The following is a 25,336-nucleotide window of genomic DNA, read 5'->3' on the forward strand; positions in this document are numbered from 1 at the left end:
TATAATTCGGCTATCAAAGTTATTGCTCAGTTTCTTCGATAAGCTCTTGCACCGGAGATGCTGGTTTGTTTTGAGCAAAACCGCGCAGGCCAACAACATGTACGTGTTCGTGGTCTTTGAAGACCTTACGAACCAGTTTGTAGGTTGTACCTTTCTCTGGGCTAATGTTTTCAGGTGCTGCAATCAGAAGTTGCATACCCAAACGGTCACACAGTTCAAACAGCGTAGAGATCGACTTAGAATCCAAACGTGCTGCTTCATCAAGGAACAACAAACGACATGGAACGATATCTTTACTGCGAAGTCGACGAGATTCCTCTTCCCAGCTCTGAATAACCATCAATAGGATTGACTGACCCGTACCGATCGCCTCACCCGTAGACAATGCGCCCGATTCAGCTTGTAACCAACCATCTGAACCACGGTTAACTTCAACACTCAGCTCTAGGTAGTTACGGTAATCCAGTAGCTCTTCACCAAGAACCTGTGGAGAACGTTGACCCATATCGATATGCGGGTTCACTCGTTGGAACAACTTCGCCATCGCTTCTGAGAAGGTAAAGCGCGTTGATTCAAACAAGTCTTTGTGTTGCTCTTGTTGAGTTGCTAGCCCTGATAGCAAGATCTCGTGGCTTTCACGGATCTTAACGTTCAGACGTACGCCTTTAACCTGACCAAAGTAAATGTTAGACAAACCTTGGTTCAGCATTCGAATACGGTTCTGCTCGCGCTGAATCGTTTTCTTGATGATGCTTGCTACCGACTCAGAGCTGATCGCCAAGCGGTTTTCACGCTGCGTCAGTTCTTCTGTTAGTCGGGCTAGCTCAACTTCCATCTCTTCGATTGCTTCAACCGGATCATCCGTGTGAATAATATCTTGGCGAATACGCTCACGAAGGTGTTGGTAAACCGCAATGTAGAACAGAACTTTACGCTCTGGATGCGCGTTGTCTTCAGATAAACGCAGCGAATCACGCAGGTCGTCATTGTCGGCTACCGCCAGACGTAGCGCACCCAGTGATTTATCCGACATAGAGCGAAGCTCGCCTGCCGTTAGATAAGCCAGTTCACGTTTATGCAGACGACGTTCAACATCATTCTCACGCGCTAAACGAAGTACTGAACACCAACCCGCTTTCGCTGCAACAACGAAAGTACGAAGCTCGGTGTACTCTTTTTGAACTTTCTTAAGACGCTTAGCCAGTGCTTTCATCTCAAGTTCAGTTGACGTAATCGTACGCTCGTATTCACTCTTACGGCTGCGAGATGTGTGCAGACGCTCTTGAAGCTCGTCACGACGACGTACAGCACGCTCTTCAGCGCCTTCGTCAGCGTTTACGCCGAACTCTTGTAGCTCTTGTTTGAACTCTTGAACCGTTTCTTGCTTCGCTTGATGTGAGCTCTTCAGTGCCGCCAATACTTGGTTGTATTGGTTCATCTGTTCGCGAGCTTGCTTCAAGCCATCGCGGCCTTTGGTTCTTGCTTGTTCAGCTTGAACCAACTTCGCTTTCAGTTGCTCGCTCAGTTCACTGCTCTTGTTTAGCAAATCAACAGAGTCCGCGTAAGCAAAGTAGTGACGACGCTCAATCAAATCAGACAGCGCGAACACTTTGCCTTTTAGGGTTTGTAGTGCGTAATCGGCTTGACGATATTCGGCTTCCAAGGCTTCGAACTGCTCTGGGTCAGCATCTAGTGCAGATACGATTTGCTCTAGAGAAGTAAGCGCTTTGCCATGACTATTCAAGTAAGACTTAGCTTCACTTAAACGCTCTAGTTGTGCTTCTAATTCAGCTAAGCGCTCAGCCAATGTTTCGTCTTCAAGAATACGAACCATTGGCGCTAATTTATCTAATGCACCAAGTGCCTGCTTGCTTTGTAGAAGCTGGCTACGTTGCTGCTGCTCTTTAGAGTTAAGCTCAGCCAGAGAACGAACAATTTGATTGCGCTTATCACGAATCGCAGTAAGTGCTTGTTCTGGGTCTGCGTTAAACGCAACGTGTAGGTGCTTCGCAACAAAGCTGTTGAATGCTTGGTATAGGCGATTCAGTTTTTGAGAGTCAAACGCTGCCTTCGCGTGGTTTTCAACCACAACGTCACGCTCTTCGCGCAATTTCTCTAGACGTTGTTCACGAGCCGCACGGCCAAACAGTGGGATCTCAGGGAAACGAGAGTAACGCATTTGGCGATCGTTCAGCTGAACACACACTGCGCCTTCAAGCTCATCGGCATTGAATGAACTGTCATCAAACGCGTCGACATCGCCTTCTAGGATGTAAAGGTCTTCTGGACAATCATCAAGATCCACCAGCTTCTCTTTAATACCATCAAGATCAGAAACCACAATTGCGTGACGAGCCGGGCCGTACATCGCACTGAAGTACGGCGCATCACCAATAGTGATATCATCGTAGATCTCAGAAAGCAACACGCCACCAAGCGTATCCGCCAGACCTTTCAAACGAGGATCGTTAGAGCCACCTGGAGAGGCTAAACGCTCAATCTCTTGCTCAAGTTCAGCTCGGCGCGTAGCCAACTGATCTTTTGCTACCGCTTGAGATTTCTCATCTTCAAGCACTTGCTGCATTTGAGTCATCACCGCTTGGCTATCTTCTAGCTCAGCGTCGGTTTGATCTCTTAATGCTTCAAGCGCATCGTTTGCCGTGATCCACGCTGGAGCAATGGACTCAAGCTTTTGAATCTCTTGGTCGTGGTTTTGTTGCACACGGCGTTGCTCACTCTTCGCTTCACGCAGTTCTTCTTGAGCGTACTCAAGCGTTTCGATCTGCATAGCGTGACGTTCACGTTCTTCATCGAAAACCGCTTCGTCAGTCAGTGAGATGTTGTGTTGCTTTTGGTATTCAGTCGCAAGCTCTTTTGCTTGACGCTGCTGAGCCACATCACGAGCCATATCACGGTGCTGAGCACGCCACTGCTGTTCATTTTCAACAACGTGTTTTGCGTTACGACCTTTCTCTAACGCTTGTTTAGCGCTGTGGGAGGCTTCTTTACGCTCAACGTCACCAACGATACTTTTAACAAGAGCGAGCGCTTTGTCGAACTGTGCAGAAGCAGCAGAAGACATGTCTAGTTTATGCTTCGTCGACAGTAGCGTTTGAGTGCTTGATTCTTCTTGTGCTTTTAGCTCTGAAACCAGAGTTAGTGCGCTTTCTGCCGTAATAGATTCATCACCAAGCAACTGCTTAGTTTTCTCTAATGCTTGAACCGCTTGCTGGTATTGAAGTGCACGCGTTTGCTGAACATCCAACGCTTGTTGGTAGTCAGCAAGCTGAGTTTTCAGGCTATCCACTTCTTCTTCAGTGATGGTTGCCTGCTCTTCAGCAAGAAGTACTCGCTCTTGAGCTTCTTCAACCACCATCATTTGCTCTTCTAGACGCTCGTTAAGCTCTTCTAGATCTTCGCTGTAGCGGGCAATTTTCTCTTGCTGACGAAGTGCAGTTTGAACTAATTGCAGATGATCCGAAGCCGCTTGGTAATCTTGCTCTAGTGCTGATTCTTGATCGACAAGTAACTCTAGTTCTTCTTGAACGCGGTTCAACAAGTTGTTTTGATCAAGCAAGGTTTCTCGAGAACCAAACAGCTCACCACGGAACTTCATGGTTTGATCAAGATTGTTGCGACGATCGTTAGCATGGCGCATGTAATCTGCTGCTACGTAGTTCGTAGATTCAGTGATCAAGTGCTTAAACAAATCACGATCCGACTGAGTCGTTTTGATCGCTTCTAGCGTCATACGGTTTTCGCGTAGTGCTGATTCCATGTCTTGGAACGCTTTCTTCACACCACCATTTTGCGGTAACAGGTAATCACGCAGAGAACGCGTAATCGCACTTGAGATACCACCGTAAAGTGATGCTTCAATTAGGCGGTAGAACTTAGAACGGTCGCTGCTGTTACGTAGTTTCTTCGGTACCACACCGTATTCAAACATTTGCGAGTGGTAATCAACAATCGAAGAGAAGGCCTTAAAATGCGAGCCTTCGTATTGTGCAACCGCCGCTTTCACGTCGTTCAACTGACATACGCGAGCGTGGCTGTCTGAAACGTTCTGAATCAACACATCCGTTGGTTTCACATGGCTTGGAAGGCCTTGGATAACGAACGGTTTAATGTCGACTTTCTTATCACGACCCGCGACTTGCTGCAGTTTTACTGCAAACAATAGACGCTGATTACGAGAGTTCACAACATCTAGTGCGGCATAACATGCGCCTGGCTGAAGCTTACCGTAAAGGCCTTTATCACGAGATGACTGTGAGCTACCCGCTTCCGTTGTGTTACGGAAATGCAGAAGGCTTTGGTCAGGGATCAGTGCTGTGATGAATGCCGCCATTGTGGTCGACTTACCCGCACCGTTACCGCCAGAAAGCGTTGTAACCAATCCATCAATATCAAATGTACGCGCAAAGAAGCCGTTCCAGTTGACCATGGTTAATGATTGATACTTACCTCTTTCAATCATGCTTCACCTTCTACTTTTGTTTGTTCGCCAGCATTTGACTCAAGGTCAAAGTCAGCTTGATCGTTAAAAATGTCTTGTTGACCGTTTTCGTCTACGTCTGCATCTACTTCTGATGTGGCTTCCGCTTGTTCTTCATTCAACAAGCTACCTTGGTTAGGCTCTTGGGTATGCACCACAGCTTCACCATCACGGATAAGACGTAACTGCGCTTCTTTCATATCATCGCCAACACGAACGTCAGCGCCAAAACGGAATACCGCTTCGCTGATACGGAACTTGCCGGTTTCACCAATCGCAATCAACATACCGATACGGCGTAAGCGACGTAGAGAAGTACGTACTTTTTCGAACAGCTTTTCTTTATCTAGGTCAGAACCAGACGCACGGTTGGTTGCTAGCTTCATGAGTTTTTTCTCATCCGCTAACGACATCAACTCATCAAACAGTTCTTGGTTGGTGAAGATACCTTCATGAGCAAGACGTTCTGGGCTTAGGTATAAGAAACACAACACCTTGCCAACCAACATGTCGAGCTCAGACAACACACTACGACCAATCAGAGACGTAGAACGCGGACGCAGGTAATAGAAACCTTCCGGCGCTTTTACCAATTCCGTATTGTAGCGTTGATAGAAATGCTGAAGCTCAACTTCAAAATCAGACAGCAACGCGTGGTTATCTAGGTCTTCTGTTGAAACATGCTTACCTGAACGCAGCATGCTATCTAGCACAGGGAACAGTGGGTTCGCTATCGCTTTTACCAGTTTCTCTGGCATGTAATCATCAGTACTTGTTAATGACATTTGCTTGTACCTTTGCACCGAAATCGTTAATTGCCTGCCAATCTGGCTGAATAGCCTGATAGTCAGACGCTGAGTAACCTAAGCGCACGGCTTGGTCGACAACAATTCTGGCTAAATCAAAATGGTGTGTGCGAGGGTGTGCTGCGAGGTAATCGCGTAGCACAAGGCCAAGGTCAATTGGCGCGCCTTGCTGTTTATGAGCTTTTAACATCTCTGCAATTCGCTCTGAAAGCAGATCATTCACTTGCTCAAATTCTTCGTACTCAACGTCGATTGGCGCTTGTCCCATTACTTCATCATCACGAAGCACGAGCGCTTCATCACGAAGATCCGTCAGCTTCTCAGCATCGGCGTAGGTCAATAACCAAGGCGCATCAAAGTAGTCAGTGACTGACTGACGCAAGCGCTGGCTAAAGGCGCGGTTTTTATCCATATCAATCGCGGTACGGATGAACTTGTGAACATGGCGGTCGTAGCCGATCCATAAATCGATGGCTTGTTGGCCCCAACTGGTGATTCGGTCTAGCTTCATCTGCAAGCCGAACAGGGTTTCGCCAACGAACTCGAGTTCATCGTCACCGTAAACAATTTCTTGAATATCGAGGATCTGTGTTTGCAGTTCATCCCCCGCCGCTTGCAAGGTGTCTTGCAATTCTTTTAGTGTGGACGAGGTTTCTGAAAGCAAGGTTTCACAGTTGTTAATCGCCTCTCGCCAATCCTTGTTTAAAAGGTCGGCAATTTGCTGTTTAACGGTTTGCTGCTGCTCATCCATAACACGTTGGTTAAGATCAATCTGATCGAAAATTTCACCAACAGAATACTTGAGCACGCCGTAAACATTCTTTCTCCAATGTCCTGGAGTTCCGCCTTTTTGTGCTGCTTCAATGGCTTTTGCCATCTCGTCCGCAACCATAGAAAGCTGGATAGACAGTTTTAACTTAGAGAACTGACGGTGGCGTAAATAATAATCTGAAATACCAATCGCCAATGGTGATAAGCGATAAATACTCGCACCATCGGTGATTTCGCTGGTAAAGCGGCTAATCAACTTCTGTTTAACTAACTCGTTGATGGCATTGTTGGCACGAAACGCGGACGCTTCGCCAGTATCTTCAAACAGTCGAGTGACGATGGTAAATGCATCGTGCAGTTCACCCTCGCCCAACTCTTCATCGAACCTTTCATTGCTTAGTACTGCGATAGCAATCAAAAATGCTAAGCGCTCTGGTGGCAAGTTTAATGAAAAATCATGCTGCTTGACCCAGCCCACCAACTCATCAATTGGCTGCTCTTCGGCAGTTTGAGTCATTTCACTCATTGTGGTTCCTGTTACTGTTCTTCGTCATATCGAATGTATTAGATATGACGCCTATTTCTTTATGACGCGGGCTTCTTACGATTGCATAGCGCATGTTGTGGCTTCTTTTACCACATTCACCGCTGTTATTGCGCAGGTTTTTGAGCCCAAACGTGAATATAACGGCCTAGTGACAGATATGGCTCTTGGCGACATAGCTGTTTTTCCAGTTCCAATACATCTTCAAATTGGTAATCGCCCATGTACTCCATATTACCTATGTAGTCACTGAAAGAGCGAATGCCTGATTTACCACAGATTTCTAGACCAGCGTCTTCTATCCATTGATAAACCTCTTCCGGCTTCAAGCCTTTTTGTGGTTGCAGCTTAAACCGTTTTCGATGTGGCATCCCATTCAATACATGAGGAATGTTGCCACAAATCACATTTTTCAGGACTAATCCGTGGTGGTTGTAAAACATTATCGAGGCAACACCACCTGGCTTAACTTGTTCAAGCAATAAATCAAGCGCCTCTTTAGGATCGGCTAACCATTCCATTACGGCATGAAACATCACAAAATCGACTTTCTCATCGAGATGTTCTGCGACTTTTTGTACCGGTGAATGAATAAATCGATATTGCTCTAGCAAACCCGCTTCGCTGATACTTTCTTCGGCGAGCTTCAGCATTTCAGAAGAGAGATCACACAGAGAAACGTTATGCCCAAGCGACGCAATTTTTTGCGACATCTGCGCAAGGCCGCCTCCAGCATCAAGTACATGCAGCGGCGAAGCTGATTGCTCAAACTTGCTCAAAGCTTGTTCTAAATCTTCCCATACGATGATCTGACGGATCTCTCCTTTGTCAGAGCCGTAAATATTTTTTGCAAATTTGTGGGCAATATCGTCGAAATTACGGTCTTCAGTCACGGCTACTTGAGTTATTATGTCCTATCGTGCCTGCTATTCTGTCACAGGAATTTCAGGAATAAAGAGGCGATGTCTCTTTTTACTACTAAGTGATGTTTTTTCGGACTATTCGGATATGTTTGAGCTGAAAAAAGTAGTGTCTTCGCTATTGATGCCACTGCCAGCAATGTTAATTCTCGCTTTTCTGGGTTTAGCCCTAGTGATGTTTACTACCAAAAGGAAGACGGGTTGCTTAATCACCCTTTCAGCCCTATGTGGTATTTTCCTAATCGCTTTCCAACCAGTTTCTAGTCAACTTTTAATGCCAATGGAAAGGCAACACACCGCTTTTTTACCTGTCGATGAAACCGTCGATTACGTAATGGTTCTCGGAAGTGGTCACGTCGTAGACGACCAAATTCCACCGACATCAGAACTTAGCCGCACCGGCCTGATGCGTTTAAGTGAAGGGATTCGTATTCTACGCCTCTACCCTGGTGCAAAACTCATTTTGTCTGGCTATGGCGCAGGCACTGAAGTAAGTAACGCAAGAATGATGGCTAAAGTGGCTTTAGCACTTGGCGTAGCAAAGCCCGACATCATTCTGCTTGAAACCGCAAAAGACACTTGGGAAGAAGCCCGCCAAGCCGCTGCGTTCGTTAAGAATAAAAGAATGGTGTTGGTGACTTCAGCGAGCCATATGACTCGCGCACTGAACGAATTCAATGCTGCTGGAATGAAACCACTGCCGGCACCAACTAACTACCTTGCACAAGAAGGTATAGTTGAGCCGTGGGAAAAGTACATGCCGAAAGCGCTATACCTTGAGCAGACTGAGCGTTACTGGCACGAAACCATGGGATTGGTTTGGCAAAGCCTGCGTGATTGGCTAGATACAAGCAATGACATTGTTGAAGAGCCTGTTATTCCAGAAGCTTCCAGCTTAATTGAAGATGACGGTGAAGTTTCCGCGGCTCAGCCTCAATAAGCCCATTGAATCTTTAAACTCATCTTAAGCATACAGAGTCGCCAAGTATTTGTAGATTCTCTGGTCGTTAACAGTAAAAGCTGAGTAATAAAAAAGCCGAGACATCAATGATGTCTCGGCTTTTTACGTTTAAATGTCGTTGTTAATTAATCACTCCCGAAGGAAATCAATCACCAGCGAACATGTAACCTTCACCGTGAACCGTCACAAAGATTTGTGGGTTCTTAGGATCGAACTCCATTTTTGCACGCATACGACGAATCAGCACGTCGATAGTACGGTCATTAGGCGCGTCCACTCGGTGGCTAATCATATTCAAAATACGTTCGCGGCTTAATACTTGATTAGGGTAAGAAGACAAAGCCACTAGCAGTTCGTATTCTGCTTTGGTCAGTTTCACTGGTTCGCCGTTCTTGCTTAACGCACGACGAGGGATATCAAATGTCCACTCACCAAAACGAACCACAGACTCATCTGATGTTTCTTCTACAGCGCCCGCTGCTGTTTTACGAGCAGCAGAGATACGCCAAAGTAGGTTTTTAACTCGAACTAATAACTCGCGAAGTTCGAAGGGTTTAGTAACGTAATCGTCAGCGCCCATTTCAAGGCCTACGATCTTGTCGATGCTATCCGTGCGTCCAGTAACTAAAATAATTCCAATGTCTGATTGACTGCGTAATTCGCGAGTTAGCATCAATCCATCTTCGCCTGGTAAGTTGATGTCCAGCATAATGAGGTCAACGTTGTTTTCTTCTAACACGTTTCTCATTTGAGCGCCGCTTTCTGCTTCGCTCACTGTGTAACCCTCGTTCTGGAAGTATCCAACCAGTTTACTGCGGGTTACCACATCATCTTCTACGACTAATACGTGATAGCTCATCTACACCACTTTTCTTATTTAATAGTTTCAGTGACTATTCTATTCATAACTAGTAACAATTCTAGTGGTACAGAAGATAAAAGCCAGAAACATGGATTTTTTTTGATACAAGACAATCTTAAACCTTGCTATTTATCGTCCATCGCAATTCAATATAGGCATTACTACTAACGAGTAACTTTGCGTTTCGCAAATAACCTTGTTATTCAGCCTTGGTGTGCTTATGCCCAAGTGACTTCAAGATGCATATAAGCAACATCACAAGACTAAGTCAGGATCTAACAAATGAAAGATACGAAAGCGTTCAACGAGCAAAGAGCAGAAATATACTGGTGGCTATCAAGCTTATTTGCCAAAGAGCTCACTCAAGAAGAACTCGATCACTACCACTCTGTTGAAATTCGTTCTTTCCTAACTGGTTTAGGCGAAAATGAGACACTAAAGCCAGCGATTGATAAGTTAGTGGATGCGCTGAACCGCCTACAAACTCGTGAAGATGCTCAGCTAGAACTGTCTGCAGACTTTTGCGATCTTTTCTTAAAGACAGATAAGCACGGCGCTCTTCCTTACGCTTCAATGTATATCGGCGAAACTGGCCTTTTGAATGATAAGCCAGCAAAAGATATGGAAGAGATCATGGCTAAGCACAACTTAGTTGTGAACCAAGATCTAAAAGAGCCAGCAGACCACATTGCTATCGAACTCGATTTCCTTGGTAACTTGATCATTCGTTCAAACGAAACGAATATTGAAGAAGAACTAGAGAATTCATTTGCCGCTCAACAGCAGTTTATCGAACAACAACTGCTGACTTGGTTACCAAAGTTCAACGTGAAATGTCATGACGTTGATGAATTCGGTTTCTACGCCTCCGTCTCATCGTTGCTACTCGCATTCTGTCAATTAGACACTCAATATTTAGCTGGTGAATAGCTTATTGGATGACTCGTTAAATAAATTCAGAAGAATGTGACAATTCACCCGGATTTCCGGGTGAATTTTATTGCGAGTAATTTCTAGTCAGTCTAAAATTGTGACCGCAAACGATAAAATATGAAACATTCACGAAATGCTATGCTTATTATAGTTTTGAGCATTTCGGTGTTAAGACAAGCCGCTCAATAGCGGTTTTTTGTTTTTTAGCACTTTTAGTACCCAAAGAGCCCTACAAATTTAAGCTCTTAGTTAGGTAGCTTAACGGCTACTTTATTCCGTACTTTGGGAAAGTAGCTTCTAATAGGATAAAACCATGGCCACTATAAAAGATGTCGCTCGCTTAGCCGGCGTATCAACAACAACCGTTTCTCACGTAATCAATAAAACTCGCTTTGTTGCAGAAGCAACGCAAGAAAAAGTAAACAAAGCCGTAGATGAACTGAACTATGCACCAAGTGCCGTTGCTCGTAGTTTGAAGTGCAATACAACCCGCACTATCGGCATGCTAGTTACTCAGTCAACTAACCTATTCTTCTCTGAAGTTATCGATGGTGTTGAAAGCTACTGCTACCGTCAAGGCTACACTTTGATCCTGTGTAATACGGGCGGTATCTATGAGAAGCAACGTGATTACATTCGAATGCTTGCAGAGAAACGTGTAGATGGCATCTTAGTTATGTGTTCTGACCTAACTGAAGAACTAAGAGGCATGTTAGACCGTCATGCTGACATCCCTAAAGTGATTATGGATTGGGGCCCTGAGAGTTCTCAAGCAGATAAGATCATCGACAACTCTGAAGAAGGTGGTTACCTAGCGACCAAGTACCTCATTGAGCACGGTCACTCCAAGATTGCTTGTTTAAGTGGCCACTTAGACAAAGCGGCATGTGTTGAACGCATCGCGGGTTACAAACGCGCACTCAACGAAGCTAAGATTGCTACCGATGATAACATGATCATTGAAGGTAACTTCGAGTGTGATACGGCGGTTCTTGCGGCAGAGAAAATCATTAAGATGGTAGATCGCCCAACGGCAGTATTCTGTTTTAACGACACGATGGCACTCGGCCTAATGAGCAGACTGCAAGAGAAAGGAATTCGTATCCCTGAAGATATTTCAGTGATCGGCTATGACAACATCGAGTTGGCTGAATACTTCTCTCCGCCGTTAACAACGGTTCACCAACCCAAACGTCGTGTTGGTAAGAACGCTTTCGAAATTTTGTTAGAACGCATTAAAGATAAAGACCATGAAAAGCGTGTGTTCGAAATGCATCCTGAAATTGTTGAGCGAAGCACAGTTAAAACGTTAAATTAATTGATAAATTCAGTTTAATATAATTAAGCGCACCTTTAGGTGCGCTTTTTTTATCAACAACATGAATGAACCTGGTATCATACTGGAAAGATCATTAATTGAAGCAATATCACATTTTGAAATAACAAGTGTGAGCCTCATTCAACAAAAACTTTATTCTATTCAATCAGTCACGCACAGGGCAAATCACTTGAAAGAGTGAGACGCAAAGCTTCCGGCCTAAACCACTCGTTGGTATGGTAGCGGGGTTACCGATGGCAAAATGCAGTAACTACTAATAATTTAGTAATTTACGGCTAATTGACAATTTAATTGCAACATTTTGCTAATCTCTCGGACCTGCTTATTTGGTGGCGTAGTTCAAATACACCGAGATAAATAACATGGATAAACCGATACTAAAGGATTCAATGAAATTATTTGAATCCCTAGGAAAAATAAAATCACGCTCGATGTTTGGTGGCTTCGGTCTTTTTGCTGATGACACTATGTTTGCTCTGGTTGTAAATGACCAGCTGCACATACGAGCAGACAAATGCACAACGAAACAGTTCGAACAACAAGGGTTTCAACCGTACGTCTACAAAAAACGTGGTTTCCCTGTCGTAACTAAATATTTCGCTCTACCCGAAGGCTTATGGCAAGACCAGGAGAAAATCTTGCAGCTTGCGACTACGTCTCTGGGCTTTGCAAAAGAAGAGAAAGCTGAACAGTCCGCTGCTAAGCCAACTCGACTCAAAGACCTCCCGAATCTTCGACTCGCCACCGAGCGCATGTTGAAGAAAGCTGGAATTGATTCCGTAGAACGTTTATATGAATCTGGCTCTGTAAACGCATTTAATGCCATCAAAGAATCTCATGCGTCCTCCGTCAGTATTGAACTGCTTTGGGCACTAGAGGGGGCGATCAATGGCACCCATTGGTCGGTTATCCCGCAGCAGCGTCGCGAAGAGCTTATCAATCGCGTCAATTAACATTGTCAGTGCAATCTATATACATAACTAAGCCGCATTTACTGCGGCTTTTTTTATATCTGGTGAAAGTTAATCTATGCTTTGCCTGTCTATCTATACTATCGGTATGCATTGAAAATTTAGAGGAAGTATCAATGAGTAAGAAAATGATATTGGGTATTGTGTTGGTCGTAACCATCGTCTTGTTAGGCATCAATTTCGGCCAGTACTTAACGCTTGAAAATGCTAAGGCCCAACAAGCTGTGTTAAATGACTACATTGACAGCAACTTTATTGCGGCTGCCGCTATCTATTTTGTCGCGTATGTCATGATTACGGCTTTCTCCATTCCTGGTGCCGCTGTTGTAACCTTATTAGGGGCCGCGCTATTTGGCTTCTGGAACAGCTTGCTACTGGTATCTTTCGCAAGTGCGATCGGTGCGACCTTAGCTTTCTTAAGTAGCCGTTACCTGTTGCGTGACTGGATTCAAACCAAGTTTGGTGACAAATTGGCGACGATTAACAAGGGGGTTGAAAAAGACGGCGCATTTTACCTGTTTTCTCTGCGTCTGATTCCTGTATTCCCATTTTTCCTTATCAACCTATTGATGGGTCTAACACCGATGTCAGTGAGTCGTTACTACATTACGAGTCAAATCGGGATGTTACCGGGGACGGCGGTTTTCTTGAATGCTGGTACTCAGCTTGCAGAAATTGATTCACTTTCGGGCATCGTCTCCCCTTCAGTACTATTGTCATTTGCATTATTGGGGATATTCCCAATAGTGGCTAAATGGTTGATGGGTAAGTTTCGCTCAGCACCCGTAGCTGAATAATGTATATAGCAGAATAGTTTATAATATCTAAACAACACAGATAGCCGAATAAGGTTCTATTTCAATGAAAATCTTCAGTGCATCGAATCCGACAGAAGCTCATATCATCTGTGGATTGTTAGAAAGCGAGAATATTGCCTGTGAAGTCCGTGGTGAGGGGTTGTTCGGATTAAAGGGGGAAATCCCATTCACTGAAGAAACTGACCCTTACGTATGGTTATATGAGCCAGAATTGGCCAGTAAAGCTCGCATGCTCGTCAATGACTACCAAAAGCAGCAAGATTCGATCATCTATGAAGAGTGGCGTTGTGGTGAGTGTCATGAAGTCAACGAAGCGCAATTCGGCTCTTGCTGGCAGTGCGGTGCTGCCTCACCTGAATAGCAGGGTTTCAGTGAACTGATAGAACGATTCGGTCAGATACCTCCTCCAATTAAAAACGGGAAGCTAAAGTTAGCTTCCCGTTTTTATTTCAATTCGATTAACTCATCATCTTTGATTTCACGCCTAGAAAATCACTGAATTTGTTTTTGAATAAACGCAATCGAACGCTGATTAAACTCTTCAGGGTTTTCCACGTTACACACGTGTCCACAATTCGGGATTTCTACTAGCTCACTCGATTCATGCGCTGCAACCATTTCTTTTACAGGCTTAATAAACATGTAGTCACGTTCACCCATCAAATAAAGAGTCGGTATTGGTAGCTCTCTATCTTTAAAATATTTCATCAAGGGGTTTACATCAGCCGTTAAGATAAACCAGCGTTTAAATTCTTTCTGGCACAGTTTTTTGGCTTCGCGGATAAAAAGGTGACGAGACTCTTTTTGGCTTTTTTGTGGCATCACAACATAAGCAAAAAGGCTGTATAACCACATGTAAGGAATGATGTGCTTGCTGAGGTTACCCAACTTGATTAACACTTGAGAGCGAGTGTTTAGCTTGGTGACAGCGCCACCCAGTACCATTGAACGTACACGGCCAGCCGCCAGTTCGGCAACGTTACGCACAATAATCGTGCCCAAAGACATGCCAACGAAATGTGCAGAACGGATCTTAAGATGGTCTAACACTTTAAGAATATCAAGCGTCACCGATTTGAACGTATAACGATTCGAAATCAGCCCTTTAAGTATATTGTCTGATTTACCGTGCCCTCTCAGATCAATGAGAAGTAAGTTGAAATGCTGTTTATACGCTTTGATCTGCTTGAACCAGATGGAGGAACTGCCTCCTGCGCCATGCACAAATACAACCCACTCATCGCTCGTAGGGTGAGTAAATGTTTTATGAAATAGTAAACTCTCAGACATACCTATCGCTTCAATTATTGGAATGGAGCTATGCCTCATCACGAGGCGATGACTAAGGATACCACGCTATTAAGAACTTTAAGTGATAATAGTGTCAAACCTATCATTAGTCATGTGAATACCTACCTCACCTTTTCTACCTGACAAAAATGAGTTTGCAAGCTTTGTCTTCGTAAACGTGATGTGCTCTGACCAGGAAACAAAAAGGCACTCTACAATTAGAGCGCCTTCATTTATTACGAGCGGTTGTTGCTCGCCAGCTAATTTTAAAACTAAGTCAACAAGTTAAAATGCTGAATGGTACATAGCTAGGTATTCTTTAGCCGCATCTTCCCAACTAAAATCTCGCTGCATCGCATAAAGCTGAACACGCTTAATTTCAGATGGGTTTTGTGCGTAAAGCAGTAATGAACGATGTAACACAGCCAATAACGCTTGCGGTGTTGGCTCTTCAAAAGCAAACCCAGTCGCGACTTCAGGATCTTCATCGTAATCATTCACGCTGTCTTTTAAACCTCCCACAGAACGAACAATCGGCAAAGTACCGTAAGCCATGCTGTAGATTTGGTTTAAGCCACACGGTTCAAATTCCGAAGGCATCAAGAAGAAATCAGAGCCTGCTTCAACCAAGTGCGCAAGTTCATTATTGTACGCTTCTACGAACGAGAACTTATCTGAGTGAAGCGCTGATAGCTCTTTCAATTGACTCGCCAAAACCGGATCGCCAGTACCGACAATCACGATCTGAAGATCATTTTTCAAAAACTGTTCGATGATAGGCAGTAAGTAATGAACACCTTTTTGATTCGTCAAGCGACAAACCATGCCATAAACCGCGCAATCGGCAACGGGTAAACCTACATCTTGTTGCAGTTTTTGCTTACAAGCTGATTTTCCGCGAGCCATGCTGTGCTTGGTCGCTTTGTATTTACGAGGAAGGAAAGCGTCTGTTTCCGGATTCCAAGCCCCATAATCACACCCATTCAAAATGCCGAACAGATCAGCAGATCTGTGTTGGAATTCTGCAGCCATACCGTGGCTACCTAATTCCGTTTTCAACTCTTCTGCATAGGTAGGACTTACTGCGTTCACTTTATCCGCACACATCACTCCAGCTCTTAGCATAGTGACATGAGTGTCACTCACTGAAGCTTCAGGCGCATGGTAACTGTGCATCTCTGGCAGGAATTGAAGTTCATCGTATGCGAACACACCTTTGAAAACCGCATTGTGGATCGAGATAACACTGCGCGTATTTTCAAAGAAATCGTGTTGTTGATAACGCGATTTAAGCAAGAAAGGAACGAAACCAGTATGCCAGTCATTTGCATGAATGATATCCGGTTGAAAACCAAGCTTAGGAAGCATATCAAGACAGGCTGCACTAAAGAACGAGAAGCGCTCTCCGTTATCAGCATAAGCTTGATTGTTTTCTGCGTACATTTCCGGGCGGTCGAAATACTTGGCACATTCAATACCAAAAACTGGAACGCCTTCTACGCTCAGTTTTTTAACTTGATAAGCCGTATGAGGCCAATGATCGAGTTCAGTCGATAAAATAACTTCTGCTGAATCAATGTTTGGAATGTTTCTATATGCGGGGATAGTCACTCGAACGTCCTGTTCGAGTGTTTGCAACGCTTTCGGCAGTGCCTTGGCTACATCAGCCAAGCCACCACTTTTAATCAAGCCTTCAACTTCAGACGCTACAAAAAGTACCGAGAGAGTCTTAGTAACCAACTCGTGCTCCTTTAGAAATCACTACAACACCATCGTCAGATACGTGGTAATGCTTTTTGTCTTCTGTCAGATTCACACCAATCTGTGTACCCGGTGCGATATCTGCGTCTTTATCAATGATAACGCGGCGCAAGATACAACCCTCACCCACTTTTACATCACCGAGTAAGATGCTTTCGCTAATATCACACGCTGATGCGATATTGCTGCGGAAGCCCAGTACACTCTTTTCAATACGCGAACCACGTACATAACTACCGCTACACACAAGGCTATCAATGATCTGAATTCGACCATTTGCCGAATCAGTAAACGTAGCTGGTGGTAGTGGCGGGTAATAAGTGTGTAGTGGCCATTTACGGTTGTATAGCGAGAATGGCGCATCTTTCTTAAGAAGGTCCATGTGCGCTTGCCAGTACGCGTCAATCGTACCTACATCGCGCCAGTAAACTTCTTCTTTCTCACCAGTAATACGGTTGGTGCTGAAATCATAAACAAACACGTCACCACGTGGGAACATGTTTGGAATAATATCTTTGCCGAAATCGTGTGTCGAACCTTCTCTATCAGCATCTTCCGTTAGTTCAGCAAAAAGCTCTTTCGCTTCGAACACGTAGTTGCCCATTGAAACGAGCGCTGATTCTGGATCGCCCGGGATCGACTTCGGATTTGCAGGTTTCTCTTCAAAGCCAATCATACGGCCGTCAGCATCAACCTCAATAACACCGAATTCTGATGCTTCAGCAAGCGGCATGCGCAATGCTGATACTGTTAGAGCCGCTTTCTTCTCTTTATGGAAATCAAGCATCTGTTTGATGTCCATCTTATAAATATGGTCTGAACCAAAAATACATACTTGATCAGGTTCTTCCAACTCCATAAAGCCCATGTTTTGGTAGATAGCATCTGCTGTGCCTTCATACCAACGCTTTCCTTTACGCATTTGCGCAGGAATTGGGTCGATAAAACGGTCTGTTATACCACTGATATTCCAGCCTTTTTTCATATGGTGGAACAGTGACTGTGACTTAAATTGTGTTAATACGTAGATCTTCATTAGATCAGCATTAACGAAGTTGTTCAAAGCGAAATCAATTAAGCGGTAACTACCACCGAAAGGAACCGAGGGTTTGCTGCGAGATTCAGTTAAAGGTCTTAAGCGAGAGCCTTCACCACCAGCAAGAATCATTCCCAATACACCAGCCATTTTATTCTCCATATATCTATAGCTTGTCGATGTTAGTACTCGTAGAGGTATCTTCCTCTGGGGGATGAGCACCAACACTTATTTCGGTATTTAGCGAATATCCATTCACATACAGTGACAATATCCTAAGCCAAACGTTGTTATGTGTGCACTATTCTTTGCACTTGGTTTTATATACGTTATCGACTTTTCGGCCGAATTCAATTTTTAATACGCCATTCTGTGGTACGTAAGCTGATTGCTTTCCTAAGACTTAAAGCAGCTCACACTACACCGTCCAGACGAAACATTACATTAACACCCGACACACATCAGGTATACAACTAAACGCTGATCTGTGAGTTACAATATTTTAATTAAGTTACATTCTCGTTAAAGTTGCATAAGAAAATCTGATTAATTGGCATTATTTATTTTGCGATGTGAATTTAATAAATTCTCGCAGACGAAACACCAGGTCAACAAGTTGCATATTTAGTCATATTGAGATCAAAAAAAGCAGCCATTAGGCTGCTTTTTCATCAATAACGTTCAGTTATTTCTCTTTAGGCTTTTTACGCTTATCCGTAACTTCCCACTTACCGTCGATGTACAACGCAGTCCAACCGGACGGTTTTCCATCTACTTCAGTACGCACGTAGTTTTCTTTGGTCTTACGACTAAAACGAACCACTGTCGGCTTACCATCAGGGTCAGCAACTGGCGCTGATGCTAGGTATTGGAACTTAGGTGAGATACGGTCTTTAAAACGAACCAGCTCTTCCACTAATGGTGCACGTGTTTCACGTGATTTAGGGAAGTTGCTCGCAGCCATAAATAGACCAGAAGCACCATCACGAAGAACAAAGTACGCGTCTGAATTTTCACACGGAAGTTCAGGGAAATGCACCGGGTCTTCTTTTGGTGGCGCAACTTCGCCATTTTTCAGAATCTTACGAGTGTTCTTACAATCTTCACTCGTACAGTCCATGTATTTACCAAAACGACCGTTCTTCAGAACCATGTCAGAACCACACTTGTCACACTCAACAAGTGGACCATCGTAGCCTTTCACTTTAAATTCGCCGTGCTCAACCACATAACCTTCACAGTTCGGGTTGTTACCACATACGTGCATCTTACGCTTATCATCGATTAGATAGGCATCCATTGCCGTTTCACAAATAGGACAACGCTTTTTAGCTCGAAGTGCTGCTGTTTCAACGTCTTCTTCAAGCACGTTGATAATGCCTTCTTCATCACCAAGGTTGATTGTTGTCTTACAACGCTCTTTTGGTGGAAGTGCATAGCCAGAACAACCAAGGAATACGCCTGTCGAAGCAGTACGAATACCCATTTTACGGCTACAAGTCGGACACTCAATATCGGTTTCCACGATATGATTTGGCTTCATGCCACCAGCGTCTTCGTCTAAGTCTGCTTTTTCCAAATCGCCAGTAAAGTCTTCGAAGAAGTTATCTAGCACGCCTTTCCAGCTTGCTTCGCCTTCTGCGATTTGGTCCAACTTCTGCTCCATACGAGCAGTGAAGTCGTAGTTCATTAGGTCATTGAAGCTGCCATCTAGACGGTCAGTAACAATTTCACCCATCTTCTCAGCATAGAAACGACGCTGTTCAACTTTTACATAACCGCGATCTTGAATCGTTGAGATGATTGATGCGTATGTTGAAGGACGACCAATACCACGCTTCTCAAGCTCTTTAACTAGCGCCGCTTCAGTGAAACGAGCCGGTGGCTTAGTGAAGTGCTGTTTAGGGTCTAGCGCAATCAGATCAAGCTTATCGCCGATCTGTACTGCTGGAAGGATCGTATCTTCGTTCTTGCCCATTGGACGCTGAACACGAGTCCAACCATCAAATTTAAGGATACGACCTTTCGCTTTCAACGTGTACTCATCTGCTTTAACGCTTACTGTCGTTGAATCGTATTGAGCTGGCGTCATTTGACACGCTACGAATTGATTCCAAATTAGCGAGTAAAGCTTGTGTGCGTCTGCGTCTACGCCGTTTAGATCTTCCGACTTAACATCTACACTTGAAGGACGAATCGCTTCGTGGGCCTCTTGAGCGCCCTCTTTGCTGCCGTATGCAAGAGCTTTAGGTGGAAGGTATTGCGCGCCGTACTCAGAACCAATGTATTCACGAGCGGCTTCTACAGCTTCTGAACTCAAGTTGGTTGAATCAGTACGCATATAAGTGATGTAACCCGCTTCATACAGGCGTTGAGCCAGCATCATGGTTTTCTTTACGCCATAACCAAGACGCGTACTCGCCGCTTGTTGCAGCGTCGACGTGATGTAAGGTGCAGACGGCTTACTCTTTGTTGGGCGGTCTTCACGTTTACATACTTCGTATTGCGCTTTTTCTAAAACGCTAACAGCAGCTTGTGTTTGCGCTTCATTTTCAGGTTTAAACGCAACACCGTCTTTCTGTGCAACTTGCAGTCTAAAGTCGGTTTTCTCTGCTGTTTTAGTATCAGCATGCACATCCCAGAACTCTTCAGGGATAAAGGCGTTGATCTCGCGCTCACGCTCTACCAGTAGTTTTACCGCTACTGATTGAACACGGCCAGCGGACAGGCCTCGTGCTACTTTTTTCCAAAGCAGAGGTGACACCATAAAGCCAACAACACGGTCCATAAAACGTCGTGCTTGTTGTGCGTTTACGCCATCAATATTTAGCTCACCTGGAGTTTCGAAAGCTTGTTGAATAGCATTCTTGGTGATTTCGTTAAAAACCACTCGCTTGTATCGCGTTTCATCGCCACCGATGATCTCACGAAGGTGCCATGCGATAGCTTCTCCTTCGCGGTCCAAATCGGTTGCGAGATAAACATGGTCTGCGTTCTCAGCCAGTTTTTGCAATTCAGCAACAACTTTTTCTTTACCCGGTAGAATTTGATAATTCGCTTCCCACTCTTTATATGGGTTGATACCCATCTTTTTGATAAGAGCTTTGCGATCTTTTTCTTTCTTGATACGAGCTTTATCTTCTGGGCTCATACCCTTGGTTGAAACTGCAGCAGCCTTTTGACCAGTACTTTGACCCGCCGTTGGTAAATCACGTACGTGACCTACACTCGACTTAACGACAAAGTCTTTGCCAAGATATTTATTGATAGTTTTAGCCTTGGCTGGCGACTCCACTATAACGAGCGATTTACCCATATTGACTCTAACGTCCTTAATCACGATGCTTCAGCACCAACAATTTAGCTTGTGGGCTTTTACGCATGATATTCTAAATTCATTGCTTCTTTTTTTACTATTGTGCGAGATTACTAGAAGATCAACCGCTTTTTTCAAAATTGGATCTGATCGCTCGACAATTCGACGACTCATAGATAAAAGGGTCACAATATAAAGAAGCTATAAAGTACTCACTAAGAATACTTGCAAGAGCCTATTCATCAGGCATTACGTCTAAACGGGCTCATACTAAGCTTGTCCGCGAATCTAACGCGAGCCCCATTCAATTATTTTTGCCGTAAATCACAAAATAAATTGTGGATGTTTGAAAAGACTCTCTTAATCGGTTGTGAAATCATTGAATTTCTAGTTCGACACCATAAACTCAACGTTATATTCAGTTATCAGAGATAAACTCATGACAAAGAAAGTAATAGCAGAATTTGATTTACTGCTTATCGCAAACCAAATTATCCAATCACATGATGACTACATTGAAGGCATGCGCGCAAACAGCGTAGTAGAAAAAGACGATGTACTCGTCTTCAAAGGTGAATACTTCTTAGACAGCAATGGAATGCCGACCGAGAATACAACCGCGGTATTTAACATGTTTAAATACTTAGCGCACCACCTTTCGAAAGAATTTACAATTCAGCAATAATTAAAAAGCTTGCCACTTAGGCAAGCTTTTTTGTTCCTAAACCTTTACATACTAAGCATTTTTATAGACTTAGCATTTTCAGCTTGTCGAAGTAATCAGGGAATGTCTTTGACGTACAACCTGGATCATTAATCGTCACAGGCGTATCGCTCAAGGCAACCAGCGAGAAACACATCGCCATACGGTGATCATCGTAAGTATCAATCGCCGCATGAGTCAGTTCAGCCACAGGGTTAACAATAATGTAATCTTCACCCTCTTCCACTTCAGCGCCGACTTTGCGTAGCTCTGTTGCCATTGCAGCCAAGCGGTCTGTCTCTTTCACACGCCAGTTGTAGACATTACGGATTGCCGTTGTGCCTTTCGCAAACAATGCGGTTGTCGCGATAGTCATCGCAGCATCTGGGATATGGTTATAGTCCATATCAATGCCTTTCAGCTCGCCACAACGAGAAATAACGTAGTCGTCACCCCATTCGATTTCCGCACCCATTTTCTCAAGCGCATCAGCGAATTGGATATCACCTTGGATACTGTTTTTACCAATACCAGTGACCTTAATCTCACCACCTTTGATAGCAGCGGCTGCAAGGAAATATGACGCAGATGATGCATCACCTTCAACCAAGAAATCACCCGGTGCCGAGTAAGATTGCCCGGTAGGAATCACAAACTCTTGGTAATCATTATTGATCACGTCCACACCAAATTGCTTCATGATGTGCAGCGTAATATCGATGTAAGGTTTAGAAACCAATTCACCGTCAATTTTAATGGTCACTTCACCTTCAGCTAAAGGCGCAGCCATCAAAAATGCCGTCAAAAATTGACTAGAGATCGAACCGTCGATAGAAACCGTACCGCTCTTCAAACCGGTACCTGTGATCTTCAATGGCGGGTAGTTTTCGTTCTCTAAATATTCAACGTCGGCACCGGCTTCTCGTAGTGCTGTTACTAAGTGGCCAATTGGGCGCTCTTTCATGCGAGGCTCACCAGTAAGAACGTATTCACCGCGACCTAAACATAGTGCAGCCGCCAACGGACGCATCGCCGTACCCGCATTACCTAAGAAAAGCTCTAGGGCTTTGTCACTTGAAAATGCACCACCAACACCTGTCACTTCACAAACGGTTTTGTCTGCAGACAACTGATAATCAACACCTAACTGAGTTAATGCATTCAACATATGACGAATATCATCACTGTCTAGCAAGTTTGTTAGGCGAGTGGTTCCCGTAGAAAGTGCAGCCAAAAGAAGTGCACGGTTGGAAACGCTTTTTGAACCAGGTAGGTTAACTTCCCCGTTCACTTTTTGAATTGGTTGTAACGTAAGGCTTTCCATTAAATCTTATAGTCCTTGTACCACCCGAAGTCACTGGTGCGTATTTATTTTCGGGTGATGAATAATTCTTCGTACTTGCAGACTAACGAACTTTTCCAACGAACTCCAGAGCTAATCCGGCCCAAACCGGTGATTAATTAGCCAATCAATCGTATTTATATACTAGTACACGAGATCAACTCGAACACCATCTGAAAAATAGAGAATTCGTACATCATCGCCTCGGTTGAACAGCATCGAGTTATCGACATCTTGGATAATGTTGACCAACTTGTCGCCTTTGGTTTTGACCAATAACTCGACCAGTTTGTACTCTACTTTATATTGTGTGTTACCTCGGTTACGAGCAATACCCGCACCTGCTACTGCACCTACAGCTGTCGCCACTTCTTTACCAGTGCCGCCGCCAAACTGGTTACCAATCAAGCCACCAATCGCCGCACCTAACAAGGTTTCCCAACCATTCGCTTTCGACTCAACGATCTCTTGCTGAGTGATGTATCTGACCGTATCAATCTCACCATAAACCACCTCGTTTACTGGTCGAGCTTGGTTTCTGTTGTAAGCTGCATTTGCCAACATGGGCAAAACAAGTAAAATCCAAAGCAACTTCTTCATGGTAAAACTCCTAAAGACCTCTTGGTCAGTGATTAATCTGTAATGCGGTACTTATGACTATATACCTAACCGAACTTGATACTACTAGTATAGAGTTTCCTTCGCCTTTCGACGCGCTTGATGACCCCAACGGTCTGCTCGCCTTCGGTGGTGATTTATCACCAATGCGAATTTTAAACGCTTATAGCCAAGGTATATTTCCATGGTATGGCCCAGGTGAGCCTATACTTTGGTGGAGCCCTGCACCGCGAGCGGTATTTAATCCTAAGACATTCGAACCGTCAAAAAGTCTTAAAAAGTTTCAAAGAAAGCACAATTACCGAGTCAGCATCAACCAAGCGACGGACAGAGTAATTGGTTATTGCTCTTCACTAAGACCCGAAGAAGAAACCTGGCTAAACAGCGACATGCAGTCAGCCTACCGCAAACTCGCTTCATTAGGTTTCTGCCACTCGGTTGAGGTTTGGCAAGATGATGAACTGATCGGTGGACTTTACGGCTTACAAAGAGGCCAAGTCTTTTGCGGTGAATCGATGTTCAGCCTAAAGACCAATGCCTCTAAAATTGCGCTGTGGTACTTTTGTAAACACTTTACCCGATTCGGCGGACAACTGATTGATTGCCAAGTCATGAACCCTCACTTGGAATCCTTGGGCGCTATCGAGGTTGATAGGGATGAATTCCTAGGCTCTCTGCAATTACTCAAAGAGTTCTCCGTTGACGATGCATGCTTTAAAACCCAATGGCTAAAGGAAATGCCTTAATGAATCCAGATTTACAACAAATCAGAATTGGATTAACAGACAATCACGCTTGCAGCTACTTACCTCACTTCGAAGAGAGAGTGGCGGTCACGCTTGACGAACACATGCACACCTCAGATAACTATGAAGTTCTGCTTGCGAATGGATTTCGCCGCAGTGGTTCAACCATTTATAAGCCACATTGCGATAATTGCTCAGCATGCCAAGCGATTCGGCTTTCAATTCCTGAGGTTAAGCTTTCCAAAAGCCAACGACGGATCCTTAACAAAGGAAAATCACTACGTTGGGAACTGAAAGATGAGATGGATGACAACTGGTTTGACTTATACAGTCGCTATATCACCGCTCGTCACCGTTCGGGAACCATGTACCCACCCAAGAAAGAAGAGTTTCTACAATTCTCTAAAAATGAGTGGCTTACTACAAAGTTCATGCACATCTATGATGAGAACAAGTTGGTTGGTATCGCCGTAACCGACATCATGGCTCACTGTACGAGCGCGTTTTATACCTTCTTCGCTCCTGATATAGACATTTCGATGGGAACACTTGGCGTTCTATTTCAGATCCAACATGCCCAGAAAGAACAAAAACAATGGTTATATTTGGGTTATCAAATCGATGAATGCCCTGCGATGAACTATAAAGTACGATTTCAACGTCATCAAAGGCTAGTAAATCAGCGGTGGCAAGGGTAGAATACGCGACAACTTTACATATTTTGATTTTAACGGCACAATCAAGCCGTTGAAAACCGCCAAATTTCGAAAGAGGATTAGATGGCTAAAGAAGACGTAATCGAGATGCAAGGCACTGTCCTTGATACTCTACCAAACACAATGTTCCGTGTTGAGCTTGAAAACGGTCACGTAGTGACAGCACACATCTCTGGTAAAATGCGTAAGAACTACATCCGTATTCTTACTGGTGATAAAGTAACTGTTGAGATGACTCCATACGACCTTTCTAAAGGCCGCATCGTCTTCCGTGCTCGTTAATTTTTAATTAGCGAATACAATAAGAAGCGGAGCTTAAGGCTCCGTTTTTTATTGCCTGAGCTTTTTACTACACAAGCACATCAATCTCGCATCTCGCATCTCG

At 44.2% G+C, this 25,336-nt stretch carries 21 protein-coding genes and 1 riboswitch; of the genes, 10 read left to right on the forward strand and 11 right to left on the reverse strand.

What is annotated here, in order from left to right; genetic code table 11:
• Positions 1–19: 19 nt before the first annotated feature.
• The 4 genes from mukB to cmoM all read right to left on the reverse strand — a co-directional run bounded on the left by mukB (position 20) and on the right by cmoM (position 7,512).
• Entirely contained in the window at positions 20–4,480 is a 4,461-nt protein-coding gene (mukB, locus tag AB4371_RS05460; protein WP_372149210.1) for a chromosome partition protein MukB, read from the reverse strand.
• Entirely contained in the window at positions 4,477–5,283 is an 807-nt protein-coding gene (mukE, locus tag AB4371_RS05465; RefSeq protein WP_372149212.1) for a chromosome partition protein MukE, read from the reverse strand. Before mukE ends, mukB begins: the two co-directional genes overlap by 4 nt.
• Positions 5,264–6,601 carry a chromosome partition protein MukF gene (mukF, locus tag AB4371_RS05470; protein ID WP_372149215.1) on the reverse strand — a complete coding sequence of 446 codons (1,338 nt, stop codon included), beginning with the start codon at positions 6,599–6,601 and terminating at the stop codon, positions 5,264–5,266. The genes mukE and mukF overlap by 20 nt, the downstream gene beginning before the upstream one ends.
• Positions 6,602–6,726: 125 nt before the next feature.
• On the reverse strand, positions 6,727–7,512 hold the full coding sequence (gene cmoM, locus AB4371_RS05475; protein WP_017063509.1) for a tRNA uridine 5-oxyacetic acid(34) methyltransferase CmoM: 786 nt from the start codon (positions 7,510–7,512) through the stop codon (positions 6,727–6,729).
• A gap of 115 nt (positions 7,513–7,627) precedes the next feature.
• On the opposite strand from cmoM, the gene elyC reads away from it, so the two are divergent.
• Positions 7,628–8,479 (forward strand): envelope biogenesis factor ElyC, encoded by an 852-nt coding sequence (gene elyC, locus AB4371_RS05480; protein ID WP_102332487.1) that lies wholly within the window; start codon positions 7,628–7,630, stop codon positions 8,477–8,479.
• A 166-nt stretch (positions 8,480–8,645) separates the two neighbouring features.
• On the opposite strand, the gene torR is transcribed toward elyC, so the two are convergent.
• On the reverse strand, positions 8,646–9,359 hold the full coding sequence (torR, locus tag AB4371_RS05485) for a two-component system response regulator TorR (RefSeq protein WP_017067841.1): 714 nt from the start codon (positions 9,357–9,359) through the stop codon (positions 8,646–8,648).
• A 285-nt stretch (positions 9,360–9,644) separates the two neighbouring features.
• Here torR and torD point away from each other — a divergent pair, with 285 nt between their 5' ends.
• The 5 genes from torD (at position 9,645) to AB4371_RS05510 (ending at position 13,784) form a co-directional block, all read left to right on the forward strand.
• Positions 9,645–10,292: a molecular chaperone TorD gene (gene torD, locus AB4371_RS05490; protein WP_017062095.1), complete on the forward strand. Its 648-nt coding sequence runs from the start codon at positions 9,645–9,647 to the stop codon at positions 10,290–10,292.
• A 316-nt stretch (positions 10,293–10,608) separates the two neighbouring features.
• Entirely contained in the window at positions 10,609–11,613 is a 1,005-nt protein-coding gene (gene purR / locus AB4371_RS05495) for an HTH-type transcriptional repressor PurR (RefSeq protein ID WP_065204902.1), read from the forward strand.
• A gap of 170 nt (positions 11,614–11,783) precedes the next feature.
• Positions 11,784–11,869, forward strand: a riboswitch (cyclic di-GMP riboswitch).
• A gap of 127 nt (positions 11,870–11,996) precedes the next feature.
• Entirely contained in the window at positions 11,997–12,587 is a 591-nt protein-coding gene (locus AB4371_RS05500; RefSeq protein WP_372149217.1) for a TfoX/Sxy family DNA transformation protein, read from the forward strand.
• A gap of 134 nt (positions 12,588–12,721) precedes the next feature.
• On the forward strand, positions 12,722–13,402 hold the full coding sequence (locus AB4371_RS05505; protein ID WP_017072239.1) for a TVP38/TMEM64 family protein: 681 nt from the start codon (positions 12,722–12,724) through the stop codon (positions 13,400–13,402).
• A gap of 64 nt (positions 13,403–13,466) precedes the next feature.
• Positions 13,467–13,784 (forward strand): DUF2007 domain-containing protein, encoded by a 318-nt coding sequence (locus tag AB4371_RS05510; RefSeq protein ID WP_017062099.1) that lies wholly within the window; start codon positions 13,467–13,469, stop codon positions 13,782–13,784.
• Between the two features lie 131 nt (positions 13,785–13,915).
• Here AB4371_RS05510 and AB4371_RS05515 read toward each other — a convergent pair whose 3' ends face one another.
• The 4 genes from AB4371_RS05515 to topA all read right to left on the reverse strand — a co-directional run bounded on the left by AB4371_RS05515 (position 13,916) and on the right by topA (position 20,826).
• Positions 13,916–14,713, reverse strand: a complete 798-nt coding sequence (locus AB4371_RS05515) for an alpha/beta fold hydrolase (protein WP_017062100.1) — start codon at positions 14,711–14,713, stop codon at positions 13,916–13,918.
• 285 nt (positions 14,714–14,998) lie between these two features.
• Entirely contained in the window at positions 14,999–16,453 is a 1,455-nt protein-coding gene (glgA, locus tag AB4371_RS05520; RefSeq protein ID WP_104216128.1) for a glycogen synthase GlgA, read from the reverse strand.
• A complete protein-coding gene (glgC, locus tag AB4371_RS05525) occupies positions 16,443–17,672 on the reverse strand; it encodes a glucose-1-phosphate adenylyltransferase (RefSeq protein WP_080582251.1) in 1,230 nt (409 codons plus the stop codon). The genes glgA and glgC overlap by 11 nt, the downstream gene beginning before the upstream one ends.
• A gap of 523 nt (positions 17,673–18,195) precedes the next feature.
• On the reverse strand, positions 18,196–20,826 hold the full coding sequence (gene topA / locus AB4371_RS05530) for a type I DNA topoisomerase (RefSeq protein ID WP_017067846.1): 2,631 nt from the start codon (positions 20,824–20,826) through the stop codon (positions 18,196–18,198).
• 439 nt (positions 20,827–21,265) lie between these two features.
• Here topA and AB4371_RS05535 point away from each other — a divergent pair, with 439 nt between their 5' ends.
• Positions 21,266–21,511: a YciN family protein gene (locus AB4371_RS05535; protein ID WP_017062104.1), complete on the forward strand. Its 246-nt coding sequence runs from the start codon at positions 21,266–21,268 to the stop codon at positions 21,509–21,511.
• Between the two features lie 61 nt (positions 21,512–21,572).
• Here AB4371_RS05535 and aroA read toward each other — a convergent pair whose 3' ends face one another.
• Both aroA and AB4371_RS05545 read right to left on the reverse strand, forming a co-directional pair.
• Entirely contained in the window at positions 21,573–22,853 is a 1,281-nt protein-coding gene (gene aroA, locus AB4371_RS05540; protein ID WP_017062105.1) for a 3-phosphoshikimate 1-carboxyvinyltransferase, read from the reverse strand.
• A 162-nt stretch (positions 22,854–23,015) separates the two neighbouring features.
• Positions 23,016–23,471 carry a glycine zipper 2TM domain-containing protein gene (locus tag AB4371_RS05545; RefSeq protein WP_372149220.1) on the reverse strand — a complete coding sequence of 152 codons (456 nt, stop codon included), beginning with the start codon at positions 23,469–23,471 and terminating at the stop codon, positions 23,016–23,018.
• Positions 23,472–23,524: 53 nt separating this feature from the next.
• On the opposite strand from AB4371_RS05545, the gene aat reads away from it, so the two are divergent.
• From aat to infA, 3 genes are all read left to right on the forward strand, one after another.
• Entirely contained in the window at positions 23,525–24,235 is a 711-nt protein-coding gene (gene aat / locus AB4371_RS05550) for a leucyl/phenylalanyl-tRNA--protein transferase (RefSeq protein WP_017063504.1), read from the forward strand.
• Positions 24,235–24,933 (forward strand): arginyltransferase, encoded by a 699-nt coding sequence (locus tag AB4371_RS05555; protein ID WP_017062107.1) that lies wholly within the window; start codon positions 24,235–24,237, stop codon positions 24,931–24,933. The genes aat and AB4371_RS05555 overlap by 1 nt, the downstream gene beginning before the upstream one ends.
• An 81-nt stretch (positions 24,934–25,014) precedes the next feature.
• The gene (gene infA / locus AB4371_RS05560) at positions 25,015–25,233 is read left to right on the forward strand and encodes a translation initiation factor IF-1 (protein ID WP_001040192.1); all 219 of its coding nucleotides are present in this window, start codon (positions 25,015–25,017) and stop codon (positions 25,231–25,233) included.
• Positions 25,234–25,336: the final 103 nt, after the last annotated feature.

It is taken from the genome of Vibrio sp. 10N.261.51.A3, assembly GCF_041471965.1.
Classification (GTDB): domain Bacteria; phylum Pseudomonadota; class Gammaproteobacteria; order Enterobacterales; family Vibrionaceae; genus Vibrio; species Vibrio crassostreae_C.

Excerpts from the sequence above, each read along its gene's own strand:
- mukB (WP_372149210.1), bottom strand. The coding sequence starts at position 4,480 with ATGATTGAAAGAGGTAAGTATCAATCATTAACCATGGTCAACTGGAAC.
- mukE (WP_372149212.1), bottom strand. The coding sequence starts at position 5,283 with ATGTCATTAACAAGTACTGATGATTACATGCCAGAGAAACTGGTAAAA.
- mukF (WP_372149215.1), bottom strand. The coding sequence starts at position 6,601 with ATGAGTGAAATGACTCAAACTGCCGAAGAGCAGCCAATTGATGAGTTG.
- elyC (WP_102332487.1), top strand. The coding sequence starts at position 7,628 with ATGTTTGAGCTGAAAAAAGTAGTGTCTTCGCTATTGATGCCACTGCCA.
- torR (WP_017067841.1), bottom strand. The coding sequence starts at position 9,359 with ATGAGCTATCACGTATTAGTCGTAGAAGATGATGTGGTAACCCGCAGT.
- torD (WP_017062095.1), top strand. The coding sequence starts at position 9,645 with ATGAAAGATACGAAAGCGTTCAACGAGCAAAGAGCAGAAATATACTGG.
- purR (WP_065204902.1), top strand. The coding sequence starts at position 10,609 with ATGGCCACTATAAAAGATGTCGCTCGCTTAGCCGGCGTATCAACAACA.
- AB4371_RS05500 (WP_372149217.1), top strand. The coding sequence starts at position 11,997 with ATGGATAAACCGATACTAAAGGATTCAATGAAATTATTTGAATCCCTA.
- AB4371_RS05505 (WP_017072239.1), top strand. The coding sequence starts at position 12,722 with ATGAGTAAGAAAATGATATTGGGTATTGTGTTGGTCGTAACCATCGTC.
- AB4371_RS05510 (WP_017062099.1), top strand. The coding sequence starts at position 13,467 with ATGAAAATCTTCAGTGCATCGAATCCGACAGAAGCTCATATCATCTGT.
- AB4371_RS05515 (WP_017062100.1), bottom strand. The coding sequence starts at position 14,713 with ATGTCTGAGAGTTTACTATTTCATAAAACATTTACTCACCCTACGAGC.
- glgC (WP_080582251.1), bottom strand. The coding sequence starts at position 17,672 with ATGGAGAATAAAATGGCTGGTGTATTGGGAATGATTCTTGCTGGTGGT.
- topA (WP_017067846.1), bottom strand. The coding sequence starts at position 20,826 with ATGGGTAAATCGCTCGTTATAGTGGAGTCGCCAGCCAAGGCTAAAACT.
- AB4371_RS05535 (WP_017062104.1), top strand. The coding sequence starts at position 21,266 with ATGACAAAGAAAGTAATAGCAGAATTTGATTTACTGCTTATCGCAAAC.
- aroA (WP_017062105.1), bottom strand. The coding sequence starts at position 22,853 with ATGGAAAGCCTTACGTTACAACCAATTCAAAAAGTGAACGGGGAAGTT.
- AB4371_RS05545 (WP_372149220.1), bottom strand. The coding sequence starts at position 23,471 with ATGAAGAAGTTGCTTTGGATTTTACTTGTTTTGCCCATGTTGGCAAAT.
- aat (WP_017063504.1), top strand. The coding sequence starts at position 23,525 with ATGACTATATACCTAACCGAACTTGATACTACTAGTATAGAGTTTCCT.
- AB4371_RS05555 (WP_017062107.1), top strand. The coding sequence starts at position 24,235 with ATGAATCCAGATTTACAACAAATCAGAATTGGATTAACAGACAATCAC.
- infA (WP_001040192.1), top strand. The coding sequence starts at position 25,015 with ATGGCTAAAGAAGACGTAATCGAGATGCAAGGCACTGTCCTTGATACT.